This is a genomic window from uncultured Gelidibacter sp. (assembly GCF_947500795.1).
Classification (GTDB): Bacteria; Bacteroidota; Bacteroidia; order Flavobacteriales; family Flavobacteriaceae; genus Gelidibacter.
Genome location: NZ_CANMTE010000003.1, coordinates 247,891 through 271,468, shown reverse-complemented (window position 1 = coordinate 271,468; position 23,578 = coordinate 247,891). Strand labels below are relative to the sequence as shown.

Annotated in this window: 21 protein-coding genes; 7 read left to right on the top strand and 14 right to left on the bottom strand. The window is 36.7% G+C overall.

Annotation, left to right across the window (positions count from 1 at the left end; genetic code table 11):
* Positions 1 to 5: 5 nt before the first annotated feature.
* The gene (locus Q0947_RS09045) at positions 6 to 2,636 is read left to right on the top strand and encodes a valine--tRNA ligase (protein ID WP_299396011.1); all 2,631 of its coding nucleotides are present in this window, start codon (positions 6 to 8) and stop codon (positions 2,634 to 2,636) included.
* 110 nt (positions 2,637 to 2,746) lie between these two features.
* Here Q0947_RS09045 and rodA read toward each other — a convergent pair whose 3' ends face one another.
* The 6 genes from rodA to purH all read right to left on the bottom strand — a co-directional run bounded on the left by rodA (position 2,747) and on the right by purH (position 10,023).
* Complete coding sequence (gene rodA, locus Q0947_RS09040; protein ID WP_299396007.1) at positions 2,747 to 4,024, bottom strand: rod shape-determining protein RodA; 1,278 nt, start codon at positions 4,022 to 4,024, stop codon at positions 2,747 to 2,749.
* Positions 4,025 to 4,027: 3 nt separating this feature from the next.
* On the bottom strand, positions 4,028 to 5,971 hold the full coding sequence (gene mrdA / locus Q0947_RS09035) for a penicillin-binding protein 2 (RefSeq protein WP_299396003.1): 1,944 nt from the start codon (positions 5,969 to 5,971) through the stop codon (positions 4,028 to 4,030).
* Positions 5,968 to 6,474, bottom strand: a complete 507-nt coding sequence (locus Q0947_RS09030; protein WP_299395998.1) for a rod shape-determining protein MreD — start codon at positions 6,472 to 6,474, stop codon at positions 5,968 to 5,970. Before Q0947_RS09030 ends, mrdA begins: the two co-directional genes overlap by 4 nt.
* Positions 6,467 to 7,288, bottom strand: coding sequence for a rod shape-determining protein MreC (gene mreC, locus Q0947_RS09025; protein WP_299395994.1), 822 nt, complete (start codon positions 7,286 to 7,288; stop codon positions 6,467 to 6,469). Before mreC ends, Q0947_RS09030 begins: the two co-directional genes overlap by 8 nt.
* A 9-nt stretch (positions 7,289 to 7,297) precedes the next feature.
* Positions 7,298 to 8,326, bottom strand: a complete 1,029-nt coding sequence (locus Q0947_RS09020) for a rod shape-determining protein (RefSeq protein ID WP_133756303.1) — start codon at positions 8,324 to 8,326, stop codon at positions 7,298 to 7,300.
* Between the two features lie 167 nt (positions 8,327 to 8,493).
* On the bottom strand, positions 8,494 to 10,023 hold the full coding sequence (purH, locus tag Q0947_RS09015; protein ID WP_299396704.1) for a bifunctional phosphoribosylaminoimidazolecarboxamide formyltransferase/IMP cyclohydrolase: 1,530 nt from the start codon (positions 10,021 to 10,023) through the stop codon (positions 8,494 to 8,496).
* Positions 10,024 to 10,228: 205 nt separating this feature from the next.
* Here purH and Q0947_RS09010 point away from each other — a divergent pair, with 205 nt between their 5' ends.
* Positions 10,229 to 11,479: an ABC transporter permease gene (locus Q0947_RS09010; RefSeq protein WP_299395983.1), complete on the top strand. Its 1,251-nt coding sequence runs from the start codon at positions 10,229 to 10,231 to the stop codon at positions 11,477 to 11,479.
* A 74-nt stretch (positions 11,480 to 11,553) separates the two neighbouring features.
* Here Q0947_RS09010 and Q0947_RS09005 read toward each other — a convergent pair whose 3' ends face one another.
* The gene (locus Q0947_RS09005) at positions 11,554 to 12,012 is read right to left on the bottom strand and encodes a GAF domain-containing protein (protein WP_299395979.1); all 459 of its coding nucleotides are present in this window, start codon (positions 12,010 to 12,012) and stop codon (positions 11,554 to 11,556) included.
* 91 nt (positions 12,013 to 12,103) lie between these two features.
* Between Q0947_RS09005 and xrtF the strand changes: the two genes are divergently transcribed.
* From xrtF to Q0947_RS08980, 5 genes are all read left to right on the top strand, one after another.
* Entirely contained in the window at positions 12,104 to 12,652 is a 549-nt protein-coding gene (gene xrtF / locus Q0947_RS09000) for an exosortase family protein XrtF (protein ID WP_299395974.1), read from the top strand.
* Positions 12,645 to 13,082 (top strand): exosortase F system-associated protein, encoded by a 438-nt coding sequence (locus Q0947_RS08995; protein ID WP_299395969.1) that lies wholly within the window; start codon positions 12,645 to 12,647, stop codon positions 13,080 to 13,082. Before xrtF ends, Q0947_RS08995 begins: the two co-directional genes overlap by 8 nt.
* 20 nt (positions 13,083 to 13,102) lie before the next feature.
* The gene (locus Q0947_RS08990; protein WP_299395966.1) at positions 13,103 to 13,540 is read left to right on the top strand and encodes a hypothetical protein; all 438 of its coding nucleotides are present in this window, start codon (positions 13,103 to 13,105) and stop codon (positions 13,538 to 13,540) included.
* A 186-nt stretch (positions 13,541 to 13,726) separates the two neighbouring features.
* Positions 13,727 to 15,979, top strand: coding sequence for a TonB-dependent receptor (locus tag Q0947_RS08985; RefSeq protein WP_299395961.1), 2,253 nt, complete (start codon positions 13,727 to 13,729; stop codon positions 15,977 to 15,979).
* Positions 15,980 to 15,988: 9 nt separating this feature from the next.
* A complete protein-coding gene (locus Q0947_RS08980) occupies positions 15,989 to 16,351 on the top strand; it encodes a cation transporter (protein WP_299395958.1) in 363 nt (120 codons plus the stop codon).
* 298 nt (positions 16,352 to 16,649) lie between these two features.
* Here Q0947_RS08980 and groL read toward each other — a convergent pair whose 3' ends face one another.
* The 7 genes from groL to miaB all read right to left on the bottom strand — a co-directional run bounded on the left by groL (position 16,650) and on the right by miaB (position 23,437).
* Entirely contained in the window at positions 16,650 to 18,278 is a 1,629-nt protein-coding gene (gene groL / locus Q0947_RS08975) for a chaperonin GroEL (RefSeq protein WP_299395955.1), read from the bottom strand.
* A gap of 93 nt (positions 18,279 to 18,371) precedes the next feature.
* The gene (gene groES, locus Q0947_RS08970) at positions 18,372 to 18,647 is read right to left on the bottom strand and encodes a co-chaperone GroES (protein WP_129016628.1); all 276 of its coding nucleotides are present in this window, start codon (positions 18,645 to 18,647) and stop codon (positions 18,372 to 18,374) included.
* 174 nt (positions 18,648 to 18,821) lie between these two features.
* The gene (secG, locus tag Q0947_RS08965) at positions 18,822 to 19,169 is read right to left on the bottom strand and encodes a preprotein translocase subunit SecG (RefSeq protein WP_299395944.1); all 348 of its coding nucleotides are present in this window, start codon (positions 19,167 to 19,169) and stop codon (positions 18,822 to 18,824) included.
* A gap of 3 nt (positions 19,170 to 19,172) precedes the next feature.
* A complete protein-coding gene (locus Q0947_RS08960) occupies positions 19,173 to 20,114 on the bottom strand; it encodes a tetratricopeptide repeat protein (protein ID WP_299395940.1) in 942 nt (313 codons plus the stop codon).
* A 9-nt stretch (positions 20,115 to 20,123) separates the two neighbouring features.
* A complete protein-coding gene (locus Q0947_RS08955) occupies positions 20,124 to 20,630 on the bottom strand; it encodes an LptE family protein (RefSeq protein WP_299395935.1) in 507 nt (168 codons plus the stop codon).
* A gap of 24 nt (positions 20,631 to 20,654) precedes the next feature.
* Positions 20,655 to 21,923 carry a sigma-54 dependent transcriptional regulator gene (locus Q0947_RS08950; protein WP_299395931.1) on the bottom strand — a complete coding sequence of 423 codons (1,269 nt, stop codon included), beginning with the start codon at positions 21,921 to 21,923 and terminating at the stop codon, positions 20,655 to 20,657.
* Positions 21,924 to 21,991: 68 nt separating this feature from the next.
* Positions 21,992 to 23,437, bottom strand: a complete 1,446-nt coding sequence (miaB, locus tag Q0947_RS08945) for a tRNA (N6-isopentenyl adenosine(37)-C2)-methylthiotransferase MiaB (protein WP_299395926.1) — start codon at positions 23,435 to 23,437, stop codon at positions 21,992 to 21,994.
* Positions 23,438 to 23,578: the final 141 nt, after the last annotated feature.

Genomic DNA, 23,578 nt, shown 5'->3' with positions numbered 1-23,578 from the left:
AAAGTATGACAATCCCAGCAAAATATTCCGCTTCTAGCGTAGAAGATAAGTGGTATTCCTATTGGATGGAACACAAGTATTTTAAGTCCGTTCCAGATGAGCGCGAGCCTTATACTATCGTGATTCCGCCACCAAACGTTACTGGAGTTTTGCATATGGGGCATATGTTGAATAACACCATTCAGGACGTACTTATCCGTAGAGCACGTTTGCAAGGTAGAAATGCGTGTTGGGTTCCTGGTACAGACCACGCTTCCATTGCAACCGAAGCTAAAGTTGTAGCAAAATTAAAGGAGCAAGGGATTGATAAAAACAAGCTGTCTCGTGAAGAGTTTTTAAGTCACGCGTGGGATTGGACACATGAGTATGGCGGGGTTATTCTTGAGCAACTGAAAAAATTGGGTTGTTCTTGCGATTGGGACCGTACAAAATTCACCATGGATGATGATATGAGTGAATCGGTTATTAAAGTTTTTGTCGATTTATATAACAAAGGGTTGATTTATCGTGGATACCGTATGGTCAATTGGGATCCTGAGGCAAAAACGACTTTGTCAGATGAAGAAGTGATCCATGTGGAACGTACTGACAAATTATACTATGTCAATTATCAAATTGAAAATCAAGACGATTTTATAACTATTGCCACCACACGTCCGGAAACTATTTTAGGCGATACTGCAGTGTGTGTGAATCCAAATGATGAGCGTTTTCAACACCTAATTGGTAAGAACGTTATTGTACCAATTTGTAACAGAATCGTTCCCATCATAGCGGATGATTATGTTGATATGGAATTTGGTACAGGTTGTTTAAAAATTACACCTGCACATGATGTTAACGATAAGGAAATTGGCGACAGACACGGATTGGAAGTGGTAGATATTCTTAATGATGATGCTACTTTAAATAGTTTCGGTTTACACCACCAAGGAAAAGATAGAGTTGTTGCGCGTAAAGATGTGACCCAAGAGTTGAAAGATTTGGGCATTCTAGCTAAAACTGAAGATATCACGCATAAAGTAGGAACAAGTGAACGTACAAAAGCTGTTATTGAACCTCGACTTTCTGATCAGTGGTTCTTGAAAATGGAAGATCTTGCCAAACCTGCCATTAAAGCAGTCTTGGAAGATGAAGAAGTAAAATTGTTCCCAAAACGATTCAACAATACGTACCGTCATTGGATGGAGAATATTCGCGATTGGAATATTTCGCGTCAATTATTGTGGGGACAGCAGATTCCTGCGTATTTCTATGGCGATGGGAAAGAGGATTTTGTGGTGGCGGAATCATTGGAAGATGCGGTTAAATTAGCACAGGAAAGAACAAAGAACCCGGAACTTACTGCAAATGATCTTACCCAAGATAAAGATGCCTTAGACACATGGTTCTCTTCTTGGTTGTGGCCAATTAGTGTGTTTGATGGGATTCGCAACCCTGACAATCCTGAAATTGAATATTACTATCCAACCAACGATTTAGTGACCGGACCGGACATTTTATTCTTCTGGGTTGCCCGAATGGTGATTTCAGGTTATGAATATAGAGATGAAAAACCATTTGAAAACGTCTATTTAACCGGATTGGTGCGCGATAAGCAACGTCGTAAAATGAGTAAATCGTTAGGGAATTCTCCTGATGCTCTAAAATTGATTGACGATTATGGTGCTGATGGCGTACGCGTAGGCTTATTATTGAGTTCTGCTGCTGGAAATGATTTGATGTTTGATGAAGATTTATGTAATCAAGGTAAAGGGTTTGCAAATAAAATTTGGAATGCCTTCAGATTAGTAAAAGGATGGGAGGTTGCCGAAATTGAACAACCTGAAGCTTCAAAAATCGCGATAGAATGGTATACTGCCAGATTTCAACAAGCGCTTGCGGAAATTGAAGATCACTATGGCAAATACAGACTTTCTGATGCGTTAATGGGAATTTACAAGTTGATTTGGGACGATTTCTGTTCTTGGTTATTGGAGATGATCAAACCGGAATACCAACAACCTATAGACTCAAAAACATTTAATAGTGTTATTGAAATCTTTGAATCTAATTTGAAGTTATTACATCCATTTATGCCTTTCTTAACGGAAGAAATTTGGCATTTTATTGCTGATAGAACTCCAGAAGAAGCATTAATCGTAGCTCAATACCCAAAAATTGAGACCTTTGATGCACAGCTGATTTCAGACTTTGAAACGGTTAAAGAAGTAATCTCTGGAATAAGAACTATTCGTAAAGACAAAAACATTTCGTTTAAGGATAGTATTGAATTGTCATTCATCAATAATGAGAATTTACCAGAGCGCTACAATTCTGTGATTTCTAAAATGGGTAATATCTCGAAAATGGAATCTGTTACTGATGCCGTTGATGGCGCATTGAGTTTCAGAGTGCAGTCTAACGAGTATTTCATTCCAATTTCAGGAGCTATCAATGTAGAGGAAGAGATCAAAAAATTGAATGACGAGTTGACTTATACTGAAGGATTCTTGAAATCTGTTCAAAAGAAATTATCAAACGAACGTTTTGTGAATAATGCGCCAGCTCAAGTGTTACAAAACGAACGCAATAAAGAAGCAGATGCGTTGGCTAAAATTGAAACAATTAAATCGAGTTTAGCGAGTTTAAAATAATAATCTCGGATTAATTATAAATAGAAAAACCTGTCTTAAAAGAGACAGGTTTTTCTATTTATAGGAATCACCCTTCAGATAGTTTCTGTACGAGATGAATTATAATCGAATTACCATTCGTTGATTCGGTTTGAATCTAGTTTTATAAAAATAAAGAGTAAGATGGTATAAGCCCAAAGTCCTGAACCTCCATAACTGAAGAAAGGCAGCGGAATTCCAATGGTTGGAATTAATCCCATAACCATCCCGATATTAATCAAAAAGTGGATAAAAAATATGGATGCTACGCAATAGCCATAAACTCTACTGAAGGTCGATTTCTGTAGCTCTGCTAAATACAAGATGCGGAGTAGGAGACCAACAAATAGGATGACCACAAAGGAACTCCCTAGGAAACCCCATTCTTCACCTACGGTACTGAAAATATAATCCGTGTGTTGCTCTGGCACAAACTTTCCTGTTGTTCTGGTGCCTTGTAAAAACCCTTTTCCTGTCAAACCTCCAGAACTGATTGCTTTTTCAGACTCATTAAGATTATACAGAATGGTCTGCTTCATTTCATGAAGTTTTATAGGATCTTTCTCGAGACGCAACCATAAACTAATTCTGTCTTTTTGATGCGGTTGAAGGATGGAACTGTAAAAGTATTTTATCCCAAAAGAAACCGCTATACAGGCAATTACAATCGCAATTGGCTGAATAAGCTGTGGACGTTTCCGCTGTCCAAAAAAGTGATGTCCAAATATAATAATAGCTGCAACTGCACTGGCAATAACCACATTAAACTTAAGGGCCAAAACAGCCAGTACTATTAAAAAAACGGCGATGACTAAGTAAATTTGTTGTAACCCTTCTCTATAAAAAACGAAAAAGAATGCGGCATAAACCACGGTACTTCCGGCATCATTTTGTAGCAGAATTAATATAGCGGGTAGCACAATCAGCGCCATTGTTTTGGCTTGATCTTTAAAGGTCTTCATATTGGTTTGAAGATCACTCATGTATTTGGCTACGGCCAAGGAGGTTGCGAATTTGGCGAATTCACTAGGTTGAAGCGTCATTCCACCAATGCCATACCACGCTGTTGCACCATTCACATTTTTTCCAAAAATAAAGAGGCCTACCAAAGAAAGAATGGACACTACATATATAATACTGGCGAATCGTTCATAAAACTTGGCGTCTAATGCTAATATTAACACTATTAATGCCAACGTAAATAATATAAATACAGACTGCTTGCCATAGGGCTGATCCATGTCAAAATAATCATTAATCTCTCCAACATGTGAAGCAGAGATAATGTTCAGCCATCCGAAGCCTACAAGGAGTAGGAATATGATGATAGTTAGCCAATCAAAATTTAATAATTTGTATTCTCTTTGCATTAATTACTGATTGAATGATGATGGCCGTGTACTTGTAGGATTTACGACAGTGTCTTTTGTAATTTTATCAATGACTTGAAGTGCAGACTGTCTGTTGATGCCGAATTCTTTACCAGAATAAGGTTTTGCATATTCATCTTCCAAACTGTGGGTCAAAATCCAGTTTTCCATTGAGGTCATCGTGACTTCGCCTTTAATATATTTTTCTATCATTAAACTTGCAATACGACCAGCAAATCTACTTCCCCAATACCCGTTTTCAACAAATACAGCAATGGCAATTTTAGGATTGTCTTTAGGTGCGAAAGCCACAAATATCGAATGATCCGTTAATTGGGTACGCTTGCCATTAATGTTCATGAAATTCTCCGCTGTTCCGGTTTTTCCACAAATTTCAATTCCAGGAACTTGAAGGTTATATGCAGTTCCAGTATTGTATACATCAAACATCCCTTGTACTACAGGCTCAAAATGCTCTTTATCAATCGTTGTGTAATTACGGGTGGTGTATTTTTCATCAATTGGTGCGCCTTCAATGTTTTTGATGATATGAGGTGTGTAATAATATCCTCTATTGGCGATGGCGGCAACCATATTTGCCAATTGTATAGGCGTTGTTTCAACCTCACCCTGACCAATTGAATTCGAAATATTATAAGTGGACGACCATCTGTTTTTGCCGTACCATTTGTCATAAAAAGCAGCATCTGGGATACGACCTTTATTTCCAATTTTAAGATCATATCCTAAATAATCGCCAAGGCCAAAGCTCTTGACGTGATTACTCCAAACATCCATGCCTTCCGCAGGTTTAGGATACTTGTCAATAATACGTCTGTAAACATTTACAAAATAAGCGTTACAAGATTGGGCAATTCCTTGATTCATGGACAGCGGACTTGCGTGACTATGGCAACCTGTCAATCGTCTATTGCCTAAATAATACCCATGTCTACAAGTAAATTGATCTTCAGTAGTTACAACTTTTTCCTGCAACCCAATTAGAGCGCTCAACACTTTAAAAGGCGATCCTGGAGGATATTGAGCTTTTAAACTTCTATCAAATAATGGTTTTGCAATAGTGTCCGTATAAAGCTTAGAGAAATTTCTAGAACGCTGTCTGCCCACAAGCAAATTCGGATTGTACGAAGGGGCTGAGACCATTGAAATTATTTCTCCAGAACTTGGTTCAATAGCTATAATTCCACCGTGTTTATGGCGCATAAGGAGCTCTCCATATTCTTGAAGCTCAGAATCAATGGTAATGGTGATGTCTTTACCAGGTTGAGGTAAGGTATCATAAATACCATCTTTATAAGGCCCAATATCTCTATTAAATCGGTCCTTTTGAATAAATTTGATTCCTTTTACACCACGTAAAACCTCTTCATAAGATAATTCGACTCCTTGTTTTCCAATTAAATCGCCACTTTTGTAATACGGATCATTTTCAATGATGTAGTTGTTCACTTCACCAATATCGCCCAAAACATTGGCGCCAATAGTAGTTTGGTAATCTCTTAATGATCGTTTTTGAATGTAAAAACCTTCATATTTTCTGATTTTTTCTTGTAGAACGGCATATTCCATTCTAGAAAGTTGCGGAATAAATACAGAAGGTAATCGTGGGGAATAGCGGTACGCTTTATCGTAAAATTTTATAAAATCCTCTTTCGTAATCTTCAAAAGGTTACAAAACTCTAAAGTGTCCAATGGTTTTACTTCACGAGGTATAAACATCACGTCATATGACGGCTGGTTTGCTACCAATAATTTTCCATTTCTGTCAAAAATATAGCCACGTTTTGGATAGTCAAATACCTTCCTGATGGCATTGTCTTCATACAAGCTATATGGATCTTCGTTATAAACTTGAAGATAAAATAAGCGAGCAATGAAAATAACACCTACAGCAACAATAACTGAAATAAGTAGTAATTTTCTCATTTACGTTTTTGGCTAAAAAGTGTGGATATTATCAAACAAAGGATGATAGTGAAAATTCCCGAGAATAACGTTTTTTGTAGTATTAAAAGTATTTTTGAAATGTTAAAGATTTCTAAGGCATACATGATAAAATGATGAATGATAATCAGTGCTGAGAAATAAGTCAGCTTATTACCAAAATCAATTTGATTAAACTTAATGGATTGATAATCGTAGACCGTTCCAAACGAAAACTTTAAAAATATAGGTCTTATATAAGCGATGGTCACACACGCTGCAGCATGAACACCTCCCGAATCAGAAAATACATCTACAAAGAATCCGAGCAAAAACGCTAAAAACACAAATAATGTACGGTTGTTATTGGCTGGAAATAGAATGATAAATAGAATGTAAATATAGGGATTGATGTACCCCATAAAATTGATATGGTTAAATATCAATACTTGCACCAAGACCAAAATCACAAACCTCACGGCTAAGTTCAATACTACTTTAGTCATCCTTCGGTTTTTGTAACGATTTTATTTCAGCAGCTTGTAAATTCTGAATCACATATACGTGACCAATATTCGTCATGTCATTAAATAATTTCACATTTACAACATACGTATCTCCACCGGAATCAATCTTAAAGGAATTCACCGTACCAATTAAAACACCTTTCGGGAAAATAGTCGATTGGCCACCAGTAATAATGGTATCACCAATAGCTAAAGGCGCGAATTTTGAAATGTCAATCAATTGCGCAAACTCAGGAGATTCCGTATTCCAGACTAAAGAACCAATATGATTGGTCTTTTTTAATTGGGCATTAATTCGGCTTCGTGTATTTAAAATAGACATTACTGAAGAGAAATTCTGCGACGTGTTTTCAACGATCCCCACAATTCCTTTAGAGGTAATCACTCCGTAATCAACTTTTATACTGTCCTTCTTACCTTTATTTATGGTCAAATAATTTGTAGTCTGAGAATAGCTGTTTTTATAAACTTCTGCAGTTCTAAATTTGTAGCTGGAATTGAATTTAAGGTTATTGGTATCGATTTTAATCGTATCAATATCTAAATTATGGACAATTGATTTCAACATCCGATTCTCTTCCAATAGGGCTTTGTTTTCTTCTGCCAAGTTGAAATACTGTCCAATTCCATTAGCTACTTTATAAATGCTTCCGGTAACCATGTTGGAAGAATTTATAAACTTGCTTTTATGATAGGAATGCGACTGAATCGTAAAAAACAACGATAGGCCGAAGAGCAACAAAAACACAAGGAAGGTTTTGTTCCGAAGTACAAAATTTATGATTTGTTGCATTTGGGCTTACTATTTAATCAATATGCTTTTGAATTTAGGAAGATTTTTCAATACGATTCCTGTTCCTCTAACAACTGCTCTTAAAGGATCTTCTGCAATATACACAGGTAAATCTGTCTTTTGAGACAAACGTTTATCCAAACCTCTAAGCATAGAACCTCCACCAGCTAAATAAATACCTGTATTGTAGATGTCCGCCGCTAATTCAGGTGGCGTTTGTGATAAGGTTTCCATTACAGAATCCTCAATTCGTAAAATAGATTTATCAAGTGCCTTTGCAATTTCACGGTAGGAAATTTGAACTTGTTTAGGTTTTCCAGTCAATAAATCACGTCCTTGAACGCTCATTTCCTCTGGAGGTAACTCTAAATCTTCTGTTGCAGCACCAATTTGTATTTTAATTTTCTCAGCAGTACGCTCACCAACATATAAGTTGTGTTGTGTACGCATATAATAAACGATGTCATTTGTAAACACATCACCAGCAACCTTTACTGATTTATCGCAAACAATACCACCTAACGCAATTACGGCAATCTCAGTTGTACCACCACCTATATCCACAATCATGTTCCCTTTAGGTTGCATGATGTCAATACCAATACCAATAGCTGCTGCCATCGGTTCATGAATCAAATAGACTTCTTTACCGTTAACACGCTCACAAGATTCTTTTACCGCACGCATCTCAACCTCAGTAATTCCTGAAGGGATACAAACTACCATGCGCAGTGCTGGAGTAAAGAGTTTCTTTTTTAATGCAGGAATATTCTTGATAAACAAACTGATCATTTGCTCAGAAGCATCAAAATCAGCAATAACCCCATCTTTTAATGGGCGAATTGTTTTTATGTTTTCGTGTGTTTTACCTTGCATCATGTTGGCTTCCTGGCCAACAGCAATTATTTTGCCCGAAATTCGGTCTCTTGCAACTATCGATGGACTATCAACCACAACTTTGTCGTTGTGGATAATTAGGGTGTTTGCGGTTCCTAAGTCTATGGCTATTTCTTCTGTTAAGAAATCAAAAAATCCCATGTGCTATTATTGATTGTATAGGTTGATATTAGGTTGTTTGTCAATATTGATGTAAATGTAATAAAAGATCATAAATATCAACGACTTTATTATATACGTGTCTTTTTTGGTTTTAGTTGAGCGTTAGCTAAATTTATTCGAATTAAAACACCTGTTAAAAACTGGTTTTAGTGTTTAAAATGACGTGTGCCAGTAAATACCATGGCTACGTTATTCTCATTACAATAATCAATGCTCAATTCATCTTTAATAGAGCCTCCTGGTTGAATTACAGCAGTAACACCGGCATTCTTAGCAATCTCTACACAGTCTGGGAATGGGAAAAACGCGTCACTTGCCATAACTGCACCATTCAAATCGAAATTGAATGATTGTGCTTTGTGAATAGCTTGGTTAAGGGCGTCTACACGACTTGTTTGTCCGGTTCCACTGGCACACAATTGCTTGTTTTTTGCCAATACGATGGTGTTAGATTTGGTATGCTTGCAAATTTTAGAAGCAAATATCAAATCTTCTAACTCGTTTTTAGACGGTTTATTGTTGGTTGTATAACTTAAATCTGTTAAAGAATCGGTCTTATTGTCTTTGTCTTGCACTAAAACACCATTCAAACAAGTTCTTACTGTGGTTTGAGGAAGGTCAACATCTTTTTGTACTAAAAGGATTCTGTTTTTCTTGCCTTCTAATAATTCTTGCGCTTCCGCAGAAAAACTAGGTGCGATGACCACTTCACAGAACAAGCTATGGATTTCTTCAGCCGTCGCCTTGTCAATTTCAGTGTTTGCAATTAAAATACCACCAAATGCAGATACAGGATCTCCTGCTAATGCATCAACATATGCTTGGTGTAAAGTGTCTCTTTGAGCAAAACCACACGCGTTGTTGTGTTTTAATATCGCGAAAGTTGGTGCTTCGCCTTTAAACTCGTTCATCAAGTTAACCGCAGCATCAACATCTAAAAGGTTGTTATAGCTCAATTCTTTACCATGAAGTTGTGTAAACATCGCTTCAAAATCGCCATAGAAATATCCTTTTTGATGTGGGTTTTCCCCATAACGAAGTACTTTTCCGTTAGTTTCGCTGATTTTGAAAACGGTTTCTTCTTGGTCTTTATTGAAATAATTAAAAATAGCAGTGTCGTAGTGAGAAGAAACATTGAACGCTTTACCTGCAAAACGTTTACGGTCTTCCTCTGAAGTTTCTCCGTTTTTAGATTTTAAAAGCTCTAAAAACTCGCTATAATCATCCATTGATGACACACAAATGACATCTGCATAATTTTTGGCAGCTGCTCTAATTAAAGAAATTCCTCCAATGTCTATTTTTTCTATGATGTCTTCATGACTTGAGCCTGAAGCTACTGTTTTTTCAAAAGGATATAAATCTACAATCACCAAATCAATTTGTGGAATTTCAAACTCCTCCAATTCTTTAACATCCTGAGCGTTGTTCTGACGATTTAAAATACCTCCAAAAACCTTAGGGTGTAAGGTTTTTACACGTCCGCCTAAAATAGAAGGATAGGAAGTCACATCTTCTACAGGAACGACGTCAATACCTAAATCTTTTATATATTTTTCAGTGCCACCAGTGGAGTAAATTGTAACTCCTAATTGGTTTAATTGTTTTACGATAGGTTCTAATCCGTCTTTGCTGAAAACAGAAATTAAGGCAGATGAAATGGTTTTGTTGTGCATGTTGTTGTGTGTCTTGTTTGGTTTCATTTTGCAATGAAAACGTTGGAAAAATTAAATTTTGATATATTATATATTTTAAAGCGCAAAAGTACAATTTATCGGAGACAATTTCGGGTTACGAATGGCAGTTTATTTATGTTTTTTGTAACAAAAAATTGTTGAGAACGTCCTATCTTTAAAATTGTTTTAAAACCAACCAAACCACATGTTGCTTTACTTACGCTTATTTAAAGAAAGTTTCTCATTTGCTATAAATGCTCTTACTAATAATAAGCTGCGTACCTTTTTGTCTCTATTGGGCGTCACCATTGGTATTTTCTCAATTATTGCTGTTTTGGCCGCAGTAGATTCTTTAGATCGGAATATTCAGGATCAGTTATCTGGGTTGGATAAAAACACGATGTATCTGACCAAATTTTCCTTCGGACCAACAGATGTTCCACGATGGCAACGTGATAATTTTCCACAAACAGAATATGACGATTTTGAATTTATAAGACGAAATGTTCCAGACATTGAAGCGTCTGCTTACGTGATTTTTGGAAGTCCTCAAACCGTTAAATACGGATCAGAAACCATAGCAGGAGTGGATATAACTCCTGTATCCAACGAAATTTACGAAATTGAAAACATAAAAATTGACCAAGGGCGATTCTACTCGGAATCTGAATCCATTAATGGCGCACCTGTTATAGTTTTAGGACATTCGGTTGCTGAAAATTTATTTGGTAATGCGAATCCTATTGGTAAACAAATCAGAGTTTATGGAAGGAAGTTGACGGTTATTGGGGTGATGAAAAAAATGGGTATGGGCTTAGGTGGAAGTCCCGATGAAAAGGGGTACGTACCTTCTAATTTTGTAAGGCGTTTTCAAAGTGGTGGTGTGGATGGTATTCCTGGAGCCGTTATTATAAAGCCTAGAAAAGGGGTAGATATGGGTGCTTTTGAAGGTGTTTTAAAGCAAAAGTTTAGAGCTTATAGAGGCTTAAAAGCGGGTGAACCTGATGATTTTTTCGTAAACAAGATGTCCGGATTTACAGATGCTATTGATGGAATTATTGGTACGATGAATATTATGGGATGGATTATTAGCGGATTCTCCTTATTGGTGGGCGGCTTCGGAATTGCAAACATTATGTTCGTGAGTGTGAAGGAGCGTACCAATCTTATCGGAATTCAAAAATCCTTAGGAGCCAAAAATAGATTTATTCTGTTCCAATTCCTGTTTGAAGCCGTTATTTTGGCTGTAATTGGTGGCCTCGTGGGACTTTTCTTTGTGTGGATTGTGTCGCTGATTGCCTCTCAATTTACGGGCGATTTTGAATTTGTGCTTTCCGCCGGTAATATGTTCCTTGGGTTTATGTTATCTACCATTATCGGATTGGTATCTGGAGTGATTCCTGCAATCTCAGCTTCTAAATTAGATCCTGTGGAAGCTATTAGAACGGGAATGTAAATCAAAAAAAAATAAAAATCCAAATTCCTATAGCTGAAGTAAACTGTAGGAATTTGGATTTTCTATTTAGGAGTTTACTCTAAAATTGTAGCCACTTGAGTGCATACAAATTCTAAAAAGCGTTCGTCTGCTTCAGTAAAAGGATCTGGCGTATTAGAGTCGATATCAATTTGGCCAATGTTTTCACCATTCACAAAAATAGGAATCACGATTTCAGCCTTTACCGTAATACTACAGGCAATGTAATTATCTTGTGCAGAAACATCAGGAACTACAAAATTTTGATTGCTCACCGCTACTTGGCCGCAAATTCCTTTCCCGAAGGGGATAATGGTATGATCTGTTGGGGCGCCAACATAAGGTCCTAATTTTAATTCTTCCTTATCGCCGTTTCTGAAATAAAATCCAACCCAATTGTAATAGGGAACATTCGATTCCAAAACTTCACAAATTGAAAGCAAGCGCTCATCAACGGTGTTGTTTTTATTAGCAATGATGGAAGTTATTTGAGGTTTAAGTTGCTCTAGGTTCATTGTTTAAAAGTTTTTGTAAAAGTATTTAAAAAGCCCGTCTTCAATTGGGCTTTTTATATATTTTTAACATGCTATATACAAACTGCTACTTTTGAAGGAATTGTTATTAAAATACAAATCGGTAATCAAGTTTATCTTGACCTTCCTATTGGTTTATGGCGCCATAACTTTCGCTTATAAATTCTATCTGGATTATGCCAATGCTGATGGAGATCCCGATTATCTCACACACTTAGTGGCACAACAAACGGATGTGTTATTAGGGAACTTAGGCTATGATTCTGTAATAGAGAAGCACCCTGACGAACCGTCTATGAAATTGATCATTAACAATAAGTATGTTGCACGCGTTGTGGAAGGTTGTAATTCAGTCAGTGTAATTATTTTGTTCGCTTCATTTATAATCGCATTTGCGGGAAAATTAAAAACAACATTCTTTTATATTCTGGCAGGAAGTGTTTTCCTGTACGTGGTTAATCTTTTTAGAATTGTGATTTTGTCCATGGGATTATACCATTATCCATGGCGAAGTGAAGAATTGCATACCATTGTATTTCCGCTGATTATTTATGGAATGGTATTTTTATTATGGATGTTTTGGGTGAATAGGTTTTCAAATTTAACAAGAGCAAATGACTAATATTGTAAAATTGGTATTGCTAATTGTGCTGTTTGGAATGTTAATTCTGATACGTGCTTTTGAGAACGAATTGTTCTATGATCCTTATCTCACATTTTTTAAGAACGATTACCTCTATATTGATAATCCGCGTCGTGAGGTTTTAAAATTAACGCTCTTTACAACTCTGCGTTATTTTTTGAATTCTATAATTTCATTAGGAATACTGTTCATCTTTTTTAAAGATAGGAGTGTGGTCAAGTTTTCAGGACTACTATATACAGTAGCGTTTTTCATCCTTTTATCCTTATACTTATATTTTGTAATTAATCCTAAAAAGGAAGATTACTACATTTTCTTCAATATTAGAAGGTTCTTAATCCAGCCATTACTATTGCTTTTGCTGCTGCCTGCCTTTTATTATAATCAATTGAAATCCATAAAAAAATAAGGTTTTCAAATTGTCTGTGGATGAATGCAATATTTCGTAATTTTGCAGCGATGAATCAGAAAATCAGTCATAAAATATTTTCAGGCCTGTTAGCAGTATTAGTATTGTTATCTACGGTGTCCTTTACCATGGAGAAGCATTTCTGTGGGGAAGTATTGATTGATGTCGCTATTTTTTCTCATCCCGATTCTTGCGGTACAGCTATGTCCGATGCGTCGAATACCATTGAAAAACATTGTTGTAAGGATGTCGTTGAGATTCTGAAAGGTCAAGATCAATTAAAGAAAACGTCCTTTGAGGAGTTCAGCTTTGATCAACAAGTTTTCTTATCAGCTTTATTTTATTCCTTTACGAACCTTTTTGAAGGACTGCCACATCAGGTGATTCCTCACAAAGATTATTCTCCACCTCATTTGGTCGCCGACATACACGTTCGGGATCAAGTCTTCATTATTTGATATTTTATTATAGTTGGTCATCGTGCGTTTTGAACGTGCTTTGATTCCATCAAACATTTTACAGAATGCAGTGCCACTATTAGCTATTTGCCGACTGACCTCTAAAGCTATTAAGCGATTTGTGTGAGTCCATTCTTCTGTAATTACAAACATTCTCAGATTTAATAAAATTATAATTATTCATTAATGAAAAAGATATTTTACATCCTTTTGGTGCTTCCAACGCTTCTCTTTTCGCAAGACAACATTGAAGGTGTTATCGTTGAGATAACGGATCAAAAGAAGACTGTTCCACTTCCGGGAGCTAACGTGTATTGGTTAGATTCTACTATTGGATCCATAACCGATATTGACGGGAAATTTAGCATTCCATATCAAAAGGAATATACCAAATTGGTCATTAGTTATGTGGGTTACAAAACCGACACCATTACAGTAACCTCACCAAAGTATATCAAACATTCACTTCACGCTACTGGAGAACTGAGCGAGATAACCGTTACTTCTCGAAAACAAGCCACTTCAAAATCGTATTTGCAATCTGCAAACGTGATGTTTGTAAGTAGCGATGAGTTACTCAAAGCGGCCTGTTGTAACCTGTCAGAAAGTTTTGAAACCAATCCTTCCATCGATGTGAATTTTGCAGATGCCGTAACCGGAACCCGACAAATTAAGATGTTGGGGCTGACCAGTCCGTACATATTAATTACCTCAGAAAATATTCCAACCATTCGTGGTGCGTCTCAAGCTTACGGATTGAGTTTTACGCCGGGTACTTGGGTAGAAAGTATTCAAATTACAAAAGGAGCGGGGAGTGTGGTAAATGGTTTTGAAAGCATTGCTGGACAAATCAACACGGAGTTGGTAAAACCTTCTACCGATAACAGGCTTTTCGTCAATTTGTATGGCGCGAGTAGTGAGCGTTTGGAAGCCAATGTGCATCTCAACACTCAGGTGAGTGAAAAGTGGAGTACAGGTTTGTATTTGCACGGAAACACACATGATATGAAACATGATGTTAATGACGACGGCTTCTTGGATATGCCAATTTACAATCAAATTAATCTCATGAATCGTTGGCAATATACCAATGCAGAAAAGGGATTCGTCAGTTTTATTAATCTTAGTTTTTTGGATGATAACAAACAAACTGGACAAGTCAACTTTAACCCAGATACCGATAAATTGACAACGAATGCTTGGGGAAGTGAAATTGACACGAGAAGATTTGATGTGTCCTTGAAATCTGGCTACGTCAATCCTAATATTCCTTGGCAAACTATAGGATTTCAATCGGCGTTTAGCAGCCACAAACAGGAGTCGTATTTCGGTTTGCGTCAATATGATATTTTGCACAACAGTTTATACGTTAATGGAATTTACAACACCATTATTAGTGATTCAAGACATAAGATAAAAACGGGTGTCAGCTACACCTATGATCATTATGATGAATTGGTGATAAGTGAAGATTTTGAACGCACAGAAAGCTCAGTAGGTGCCTTTTTGGAGTATAACTTTGATAATTTAGAAAAGTTGAATTTAACGGCAGGTATTCGTATTGACAGGCATAATATTTTGGGGACATTTGTGACGCCGAGGTTTCATGCACGCTACACGCCTTGGGAGAAATCGGCTTTGAGAGTTTCTTTTGGTCGAGGAAAACGTAGTGCGAGTATTTTTGCGGAGAACCAAAACATCTTCGCTACCTCAAGAACCTTGTTGATTGATGGTGCAGCACCTGTAGGCAGTTCGAGAGGTGCTTATGGTTTAGATCCGGAGATTGCTTGGAATTATGGAGTGTCTTTCTTACAGGGATTCAATTTGTTTGGGAATAAGGCTGATGTGACTTTGGATTATTACAGAACAGATTTCCAAAATCAGATTGTTGTCGATTTTGAAAATCCTCAACAACTAAATTTCTACAATCTTGATGGTGAAAGTTATGCGAATAGTTTTCAACTGGAATTCAATTATAATGTATTTGAAGGCTTCGATTTCAGAAGTGCTTACAAATATTATGATATCAAAACACAATACAATTCTGGAAAGCTGGAAAAACCCTTAACACCTAAACATCGCCTTTTTGGTAATGTATCTTATCAAACAAAACTAAAGGAGAACTTGTCGCAATGGAAGTTTGACGCGACATACAATTGGTTGGGCGAACAACGCTTTTCATCAACCGTTAGCAATCCTATCCAATACCAATTATCAGATTATTCAGATACTGTCGGCACTCTTAACGTTCAAGTGACAAAGGTTTTTTCTGATAAATTTGAAGTATATTTAGGTGGCGAAAACGTAACGGATGTGAAACAAAATAATCCAATTTTAGGAGCAGATGATCCTTTTGGAGCAAATTTTGATACGACATTTGTTTATGGACCAATTTATGGCAGTATGTATTATGCCGGATTACGATTTAAAATTAAATAAATATAAATTATGAAAAAGTTAGTATTAGCAGTCGCATTATTAATAGGAACAGTAACGATGGCGCAAAATAAAAACGCCAAAGCCACTATTGAAGTTGATGGTGTATGTATGATGTGTAAGGAGCGCATCGAGAAAGCAGCAATTAAAGCGAAGGGTGTAAAAATCGCCAATTGGGATGTGAACACGCATGAATTGAAATTAATATTCGATGAGCGCAAAACGAGTTTAAAAGCGATTCAACAAAGTATTGCTGAGGTTGGTCATGATACCAAAGAGATAAAAGCTACGGATGAAGCTTATAACAGTTTGCACGCTTGTTGTTATTATAGAGATGAAGCCGTAAAAGAGGATCATAAAGATGATAAGCAGTAATAGTTATAGTTAAATGTTTGCTAACGAGAGAATAACAAGGAGCCGTCCGATTGTATCTTTAATATAGATTTTAAATCATAAATTATTATGGCACAATCTAATTTAGGTGGGAAACCACAAGCGGCCAAGCCTGCTAAAAAGCAACCGGCAAAAAAGGCACCTCAAACTGCTCCAAAAAAACGTAGTTTGTAATACGATTTAGATCATCTAAATCGTTTGTGAAAGACTAAACAAAAAGAAAACGCCTCAATTAATATTGAGGCGTTTTTTATAAATTGTAGGTCTAAATTTTATTGACTTACATCATTCCTGGCATACCGTCGCCACCCATTGGCATAGATGGTGCATCTTCTTTGATGTCAACCAATGCACATTCGGTAGTTAAGATCATTCCAGCAACAGATGCCGCATTTTCTAACGCGATACGAGTTACTTTCTTAGGATCAATAATTCCAGCTTTAAGCATGTCTACATAAGTTTCTGTTTTAGCATCAAAACCGAAGTCTTTTTTGCCCTCTATAACTTTAGCAACAACAACGCTTCCTTCGCCACCGGCATTTTCAACAATGGTACGTAAAGGTGCTTCAATAGCACGGGCTACAATTTGTACACCTGTAGTTTCGTCTAAGTTGTCAGTAGTTAATTTCTCTAATACTGCTTTTGCTCTTACAAGTGCAACACCACCACCAGCAACAATGCCTTCTTCTACTGCAGCTCTTGTAGCATGCAATGCATCATCCACACGGTCTTTTTTCTCTTTCATTTCAACTTCACTCGCTGCGCCAACATATAGTACTGCAACACCGCCAGCTAATTTAGCCAAACGCTCTTGAAGCTTTTCTTTGTCATAATCAGACGTTGTAGTTTCAATTTGTGCTTTAATTTGGTTAACTCTAGCTTTGATATCTTCAGCTTTACCAGCACCGTTTACAATTGTTGTGTTGTCTTTATCGATAGTGATTGTTTCAGCAGTACCCAACATGCTTAAATCAGCATTTTCTAATGAGAAACCTCTTTCTTCTGAAATAACCACACCACCTGTTAAGATAGCGATGTCTTCTAACATTGCTTTACGTCTGTCACCAAATCCTGGAGCTTTAACGGCAGCAATTTTTAATCCACCACGTAATTTATTTACAACTAAAGTTGCTAAGGCTTGACCTTCTACATCTTCAGCAATAATTAATAATGGACGACCAGATTGTGCTACTGGTTCTAAGATTGGAAGAATTTCTTGTAAGTTAGAAATCTTTTTGTCGAATAATAAGACATAAGGATTTTCTAAGTCAGCAATCATTTTGTCTGCATCAGTTACGAAGTATGGAGAAAGATAACCTCTGTCAAACTGCATTCCTTCAACAACATCAACGTAGGTATCCATTCCTTTTGCTTCTTCAACAGTAATGACACCTTCTTTACCAACTTTACTAAATGCTTTAGCAATCAATTCACCAATAGTATCGTCGTTATTAGCAGAAATTGCAGCAACTTGCTTAATCATTTCAGAATCGCTTCCTACTTTTTTAGCTTGCTTTTCAAGTTCTTTAGTAATGGCCTCAACAGCTTTGTCAATACCACGTTTTAAATCCATTGGATTAGCACCAGCAGCAACGTTTCTCAAACCTTCTTTTACGATAGCTTGAGCTAAAACAGTAGCAGTTGTAGTACCGTCACCCGCAAGATCGTTGGTTCTGGAAGCAACTTCCTTAACCATTTGCGCACCCATATTTTCTAATGGATCCTCTAATTCTATCTCTTTAGCAACTGTAACACCATCTTTAGTCACCTGAGGTGCACCGAATGATTTTCCAATAATAACGTTACGTCCTTTTGGACCTAAAGTTACTTTTACTGCATTTGCCAATGCATCCACACCACGTTTTAAACCGTCGCGTGCTTCAATATCAAATTTTATGTCTTTTGCCATAATTATAAATTTTTTACAAAAATTTTAATGTTTCAACTTCCAATGCCTCAAAATCGAGTATTGGAGTTTGATGTTTAATTTTTTCCTTTTTGATTAGATGATTGCAAGAACATCACTTTCACGCATGATCAAATAATCTTTGCCTTCAAGTTTCAATTCTGTTCCTGCGTATTTTCCGTAAAGAACAGTTTCACCAACCTTTACAGTCATTGGATTTTTTTTAGTACCAGCACCAACGGCAACAACTTTACCTTTTTGAGGTTTTTCTTTAGCGTTGTCTGGAATAATAATTCCTGAAGCTGTTTTTGTTTCAGCTTCTACAGGTTCAATAAGAACACGGTCTGCCAATGGTTTAATGTTTAATCCCATAATTTTATTTTTAGTTTAGTCACACTCGACGTGACAGGTTAATTAATTTTGTTTAACGGATTACTTAGTTGCGAAAAATGTGCCATGGGTACTGAACTGACAAAGTTTCAGTAACAAAAAAATGCCAACAAATAATGTTGGCATTTTTTAATATTTTGAATGGTACTACTTTAATTATTTTGTAGTATCAACAGGTGTTGTAGTATTATTAATAGCAGGAGCTGTTGGAGCAGGAATGCTTGTTGCAGCATCAGTGTCTAACGCTTTAGATTCAGTAGTTCCAGTTGCACCGTCAATAGCTACGTTGGATACCAAAATAAGTGCTAATAAAACAGTTGCTAAAATCCATGTACTCTTATCTAAAAAGTCAGTTGTTTTTTTAACACCACCTAACTGTTGTGAGCCGCCGCCACCAAATGAAGAAGACAATCCGCCTCCTTTAGGGTTTTGAACCATAATGACAACCACCAATAGAAAAGATACAATGATGATAAGGACTAAAAATATTGAAAACGTACTCATGTGCTATTTGGTATTATTTGCTTGTATTTGTTTTACCGCTTTAATTTGGTCTGCAAAGAAACCACTTTTTTCTGGATATTTCAAAATTAAAATTTTATAAGATTGAATTGCTTTATCATAGTTTTTTTGCTCCAAATATATGCGCGCTAATGTCTCTGTCATGAAGCTATCATTCTGAACCAGTTGGGTTTGTGCGAGATTAATTGCAGGTTTTGATTCTTTAACTGGAGCAATTTTGGGATTGGTTGTGATAAACTTATCGATCAATTCCAATTTTTTTTCAAGTCCCGACTCTGTTTTGGCTTCCTGAATTGGCTCTTTTGCAGGGGTTTCGGTTTTTGCTGGAATTTCTTCAGTTTCCCGTTCAATTGGTTTGAAACTTGTAATCTTTAACCACTGTGTAAACGAATGTGTTTCGTTTTTGTCAAACTCTAAGGGTTTACCAATTTGTAATTGTTCTTCCGGTGATGGCTCAATGTTTTTGACATCAACATCAATAATAGATGTGTCTGATGTACTGGTTGCTAATCCTGGTTTCGCTTCAAACAGATCTGGATCTAAAACACCATCACTGTCTTTAACTTGCTGCATGAGATGATCATCCAACGTCACCTTTTTGTGAACCGATATATCTTCAGCGTCAGTAACATCAATGCCTTTAAGAAGTTCAGTGTTTTGTTTGATAAGTCGGGATATTTCATTTTGATTGAACGCCTCCGATGTTATAAAATCAAATAAAATACTTCTATCCGTGGTATAGGCAGCCGTAATTCTCAGTTCCTGATTGTATTGATTGCTTTCCTTGGTTTTTAGACCTTTTAAATGTAAAGCTCTTGCGGCCTGAAAGTAGGGGTACTGCGCTACAATTTCACCAACATTCGCGGTGTGTACCGTATTCAATTCTTCAGGATGGCTGAGTAAATATGTAAAGTCTTGTGTGTTCACGTTATAAAATTACCATTTGCCTAAGGTAGCATTTAATATGTCTTGTGTGATACGTTCTAAGATTTCAGAAATTGCTGCATCTTTTTGGGCACCTACCAATTGTGCATTGCCTGGATAGTCATAAAAGAACGAAAATGTTTGGTTGACGTCACCGTCAGGATTATTCTTATCAAAAAAACGTACGCGTACCCCAATCGTTAATCTGTTTTGGGCAGCAGTAATATCAGCAGTAGCGGTGGTTGGAGAAATACGATACTCAGTAATTTCACCTTCATAAGTTATGTCACCTCCTGAAGTTACCAATTGTAAGCTGGTCTGATTCTGAATTAAATCGGCCAATGCATTTGTAAATGTACGGTCCAAACCTGGTTCAACCAAGGGTGCATCGTTTTGGAAATAATTAACTTGGTAGGTGGTAGTTCCTGCAGGTAAGGAAATGCCTGTAAATCCGTAGTTGCCACAGCCATAGAATAATCCAAGACTTAAAACGAGTGCTAAAATTTTAAAATATTTCATAAATGTGTTATCGATGACGACGATTTATAAATCGTATTGCTTAATTTTTCTATACAAAGTACGCTCACTAATGCCTAATTCAGCAGCAGCTAATTTGCGTTTGCCTTGATGACGTTCTAATGACTTTTTGATCAATTCCAGTTCCTTGTCATGTAGTGAAAGTGTTTCTTCCTCTTCAACTTCTTCCGCAAAATAATACTTATCATTGGATTCATCAATAGCATCTGACAGTTGACTCATTTTCTCAGGAATAGAAAGCACTTCTAAATCTTCAATAGTGTCTTCATAATCCTCTTCCTCTTGGTCTTCACCATAAATCTTTTGGATCAATCCTTCATTTTTCTTCTGAACGTCATGCGTTGTGCCATTCTTCATGAGTTCCATGGTGAGTTTCTTCAAGTCATTCAAATCACTCTTCATATCGAAAAGTACTTTGTAAAGAATCTCTCGCTCACTGCTAAAGTCGCTTTCGCTTTTAGAGTTTTTTATAACTGCAGGAAGGTTGTCAGCGTCACTTGGTAAATAACTTTTTAAAGTGGCGGCATTGATGGTTCTGGTTTGTTCGAGTACTGAAATTTGCTCGGCAGCATTTCGTAATTGTCTGATATTTCCATTCCAGCGGTTTTTCAATAGCACATCTACGGCTTCGTCAGTTAATTTGATGGTCGGCATTTTGTATTTCAGTGCAAAATCGCTGGCAAATTTTCTGAATAACAAATGAATGTCTTCTTTTCGCTCACGTAACGGTGGTAAGTGAATGTCAATGGTGCTCAATCTGTAATAAAGGTCTTCCCTGAATTTCTCCTTCTTAATGGCTTCAAACATGTTAACGTTTGTAGCAGCTACAATGCGCACGTTTGTTTGTTGGACTTTACTAGATCCTACTTTTATAAATTCGCCATTTTCCAAAACACGAAGTAAACGTACTTGCGTGGTTAATGGTAATTCACCTACTTCATCAAGGAAAATAGTACCGCCGTCAGCTACTTCAAAATAACCTTCACGAGTTTGGGTTGCACCTGTAAAAGCGCCTTTCTCATGACCAAAGAGTTCACTGTCAATAGTGCCTTCCGGAATAGCGCCACAGTTTACGGCAATATATTTTCCGTGCTTGCGATGTGATAATTGATGTATGATTTTTGGAATACTTTCCTTACCAACACCACTTTCTCCAGTAACCAACACGGAGATGTCTGTTGGAGCAACTTGAATGGCTTTTTCTATAGCTCGGTTGAGTTTTGGGTCATTCCCAATAATTCCGAAACGTTGTTTTATGGCTTGAATTGATTCCATTTAACTTAAATTATGAATAAATAATTGTACAATAAATAGTGTGAATGTATCGACTTCAGTATGACGCTTTAGTCGTTCATCGCATATCCGATAGCTTCTCCAATGAGAGTTGCACTGGTACAATCTGTGATTTTTACATTTACTAAATCGCCAATTTTATAGTCTTCTTTAGGGAACACTGCTACTACATTTTGTGAAGTTCGTCCAGACCATTCTTGATCTGATTTTTTGGATTCGCGTTCAATCAAAACTTCCACAGTAGTATTCAAAAATGCTTTGGTTCTGAACTCACTATGTTGTCTTTGTAATTGGACAATCTCATCCAAACGTCTTTTCTTAATCTCTTCAGGTACATCATCTTCCATTTTTCGTTCGGCCAAAGTCCCAGGACGTTCAGAATAGGTAAACATATAACCAAAATTATATTTTACATATTCCATTAAGCTTAACGTATCTTGATGGTCTTCTTCAGTTTCAGTTGGGAAACCTGCTATCATATCCTGAGAAATAGCGCAATCAGGAAGAATGCGTCTGATATTATCTATAAGTTCAAAATACTCTTCACGGGTGTGAAGACGATTCATTTCTTTCAAAATACGGTTGCTGCCACTTTGCACAGGCAAATGGATATGGTCACATATATTTTTGTGTTTCGCCATTGTTTCAATCACATCCAAAGTTAAATCTTGAGGATTAGATGTTGAAAAACGGATGCGCATTTTAGGATATGCCTTTGCACATAAATCTAGTAAATTGGCAAAATTAACGGCTGTTGCCTTTTGGATATCGCTAGCTTTGTCGAAGTCTTTTTTAAGTCCACCGCCATACCATAAATAACTATCCACATTTTGACCTAAAAGGGTAATTTCCTTAAACCCTCTGTCCCAAAGATCTTTGATTTCTTCTAAAATACTTTGTGGATCACGGCTGCGCTCACGACCGCGAGTAAAAGGAACCACACAAAAGGTGCACATATTGTCGCAACCACGTGTTATGGAAACAAATGCAGAAACCCCGTTGGAGTTTAATCTGACAGGAGAAATATCACCATAAGTTTCGTCTTTACTCAAGATAACGTTGATGGCATCTCTACCTTCATCAACTTCTGCCAATAAATTTGGTAGATCTTTATAAGCGTCTGGACCCACAACGAGGTCGACAATTTTTTCTTCCTCTAAGAATTTACTTTTTAAACGTTCCGCCATGCAGCCGAGAACGCCAACTTTCATTTTCGGGTTGATGCGTTTTACAGCGTTATATTTTTCCAGTCTTTTACGTACAGTTTGTTCAGCTTTATCGCGAATAGAGCAGGTGTTTACCAGGACAAGATCAGCCTCTTCTAAGGTTTGGGTGGTATTATAGCCTTCCTTTAATAGGATGGAAGCCACAATTTCACTGTCACTAAAGTTCATGGAGCAGCCATAACTTTCAATAAAAAGTTTTCGGGTATTACCATTTTTTGGTTCTAGTACTAGAGATTTTCCTTGTTTGCTTTCGTCAATAATTTTCTCCATAAGGCTTTTGAAACGTCTGAATTTGAATTTTACACTTCTATAAAATGCAGCTGCAAAGATATGATTATTTTAATGATTGTGACAAAGTGACAGTATTTAAAAATGTTTTGATATTGTTAAAAATTAATGGTTCCTTTGATA

Coding starts and splice junctions, on each gene's coding strand:
- Q0947_RS09045 (WP_299396011.1), top strand. CDS start 6: ATGACAATCCCAGCAAAATATTCCGCTTCTAGCGTAGAAGATAAGTGG.
- rodA (WP_299396007.1), bottom strand. CDS start 4,024: ATGCAAAGAGAATACAAATTATTAAATTTTGATTGGCTAACTATCATC.
- mrdA (WP_299396003.1), bottom strand. CDS start 5,971: ATGAGAAAATTACTACTTATTTCAGTTATTGTTGCTGTAGGTGTTATT.
- Q0947_RS09030 (WP_299395998.1), bottom strand. CDS start 6,474: ATGACTAAAGTAGTATTGAACTTAGCCGTGAGGTTTGTGATTTTGGTC.
- mreC (WP_299395994.1), bottom strand. CDS start 7,288: ATGCAACAAATCATAAATTTTGTACTTCGGAACAAAACCTTCCTTGTG.
- Q0947_RS09020 (WP_133756303.1), bottom strand. CDS start 8,326: ATGGGATTTTTTGATTTCTTAACAGAAGAAATAGCCATAGACTTAGGA.
- purH (WP_299396704.1), bottom strand. CDS start 10,023: ATGCACAACAAAACCATTTCATCTGCCTTAATTTCTGTTTTCAGCAAA.
- Q0947_RS09010 (WP_299395983.1), top strand. CDS start 10,229: ATGTTGCTTTACTTACGCTTATTTAAAGAAAGTTTCTCATTTGCTATA.
- Q0947_RS09005 (WP_299395979.1), bottom strand. CDS start 12,012: ATGAACCTAGAGCAACTTAAACCTCAAATAACTTCCATCATTGCTAAT.
- Q0947_RS08995 (WP_299395969.1), top strand. CDS start 12,645: ATGACTAATATTGTAAAATTGGTATTGCTAATTGTGCTGTTTGGAATG.
- Q0947_RS08990 (WP_299395966.1), top strand. CDS start 13,103: ATGAATGCAATATTTCGTAATTTTGCAGCGATGAATCAGAAAATCAGT.
- Q0947_RS08985 (WP_299395961.1), top strand. CDS start 13,727: ATGAAAAAGATATTTTACATCCTTTTGGTGCTTCCAACGCTTCTCTTT.
- Q0947_RS08980 (WP_299395958.1), top strand. CDS start 15,989: ATGAAAAAGTTAGTATTAGCAGTCGCATTATTAATAGGAACAGTAACG.
- groL (WP_299395955.1), bottom strand. CDS start 18,278: ATGGCAAAAGACATAAAATTTGATATTGAAGCACGCGACGGTTTAAAA.
- groES (WP_129016628.1), bottom strand. CDS start 18,647: ATGGGATTAAACATTAAACCATTGGCAGACCGTGTTCTTATTGAACCT.
- secG (WP_299395944.1), bottom strand. CDS start 19,169: ATGAGTACGTTTTCAATATTTTTAGTCCTTATCATCATTGTATCTTTT.
- Q0947_RS08955 (WP_299395935.1), bottom strand. CDS start 20,630: ATGAAATATTTTAAAATTTTAGCACTCGTTTTAAGTCTTGGATTATTC.
- Q0947_RS08950 (WP_299395931.1), bottom strand. CDS start 21,923: ATGGAATCAATTCAAGCCATAAAACAACGTTTCGGAATTATTGGGAAT.
- miaB (WP_299395926.1), bottom strand. CDS start 23,437: ATGGAGAAAATTATTGACGAAAGCAAACAAGGAAAATCTCTAGTACTA.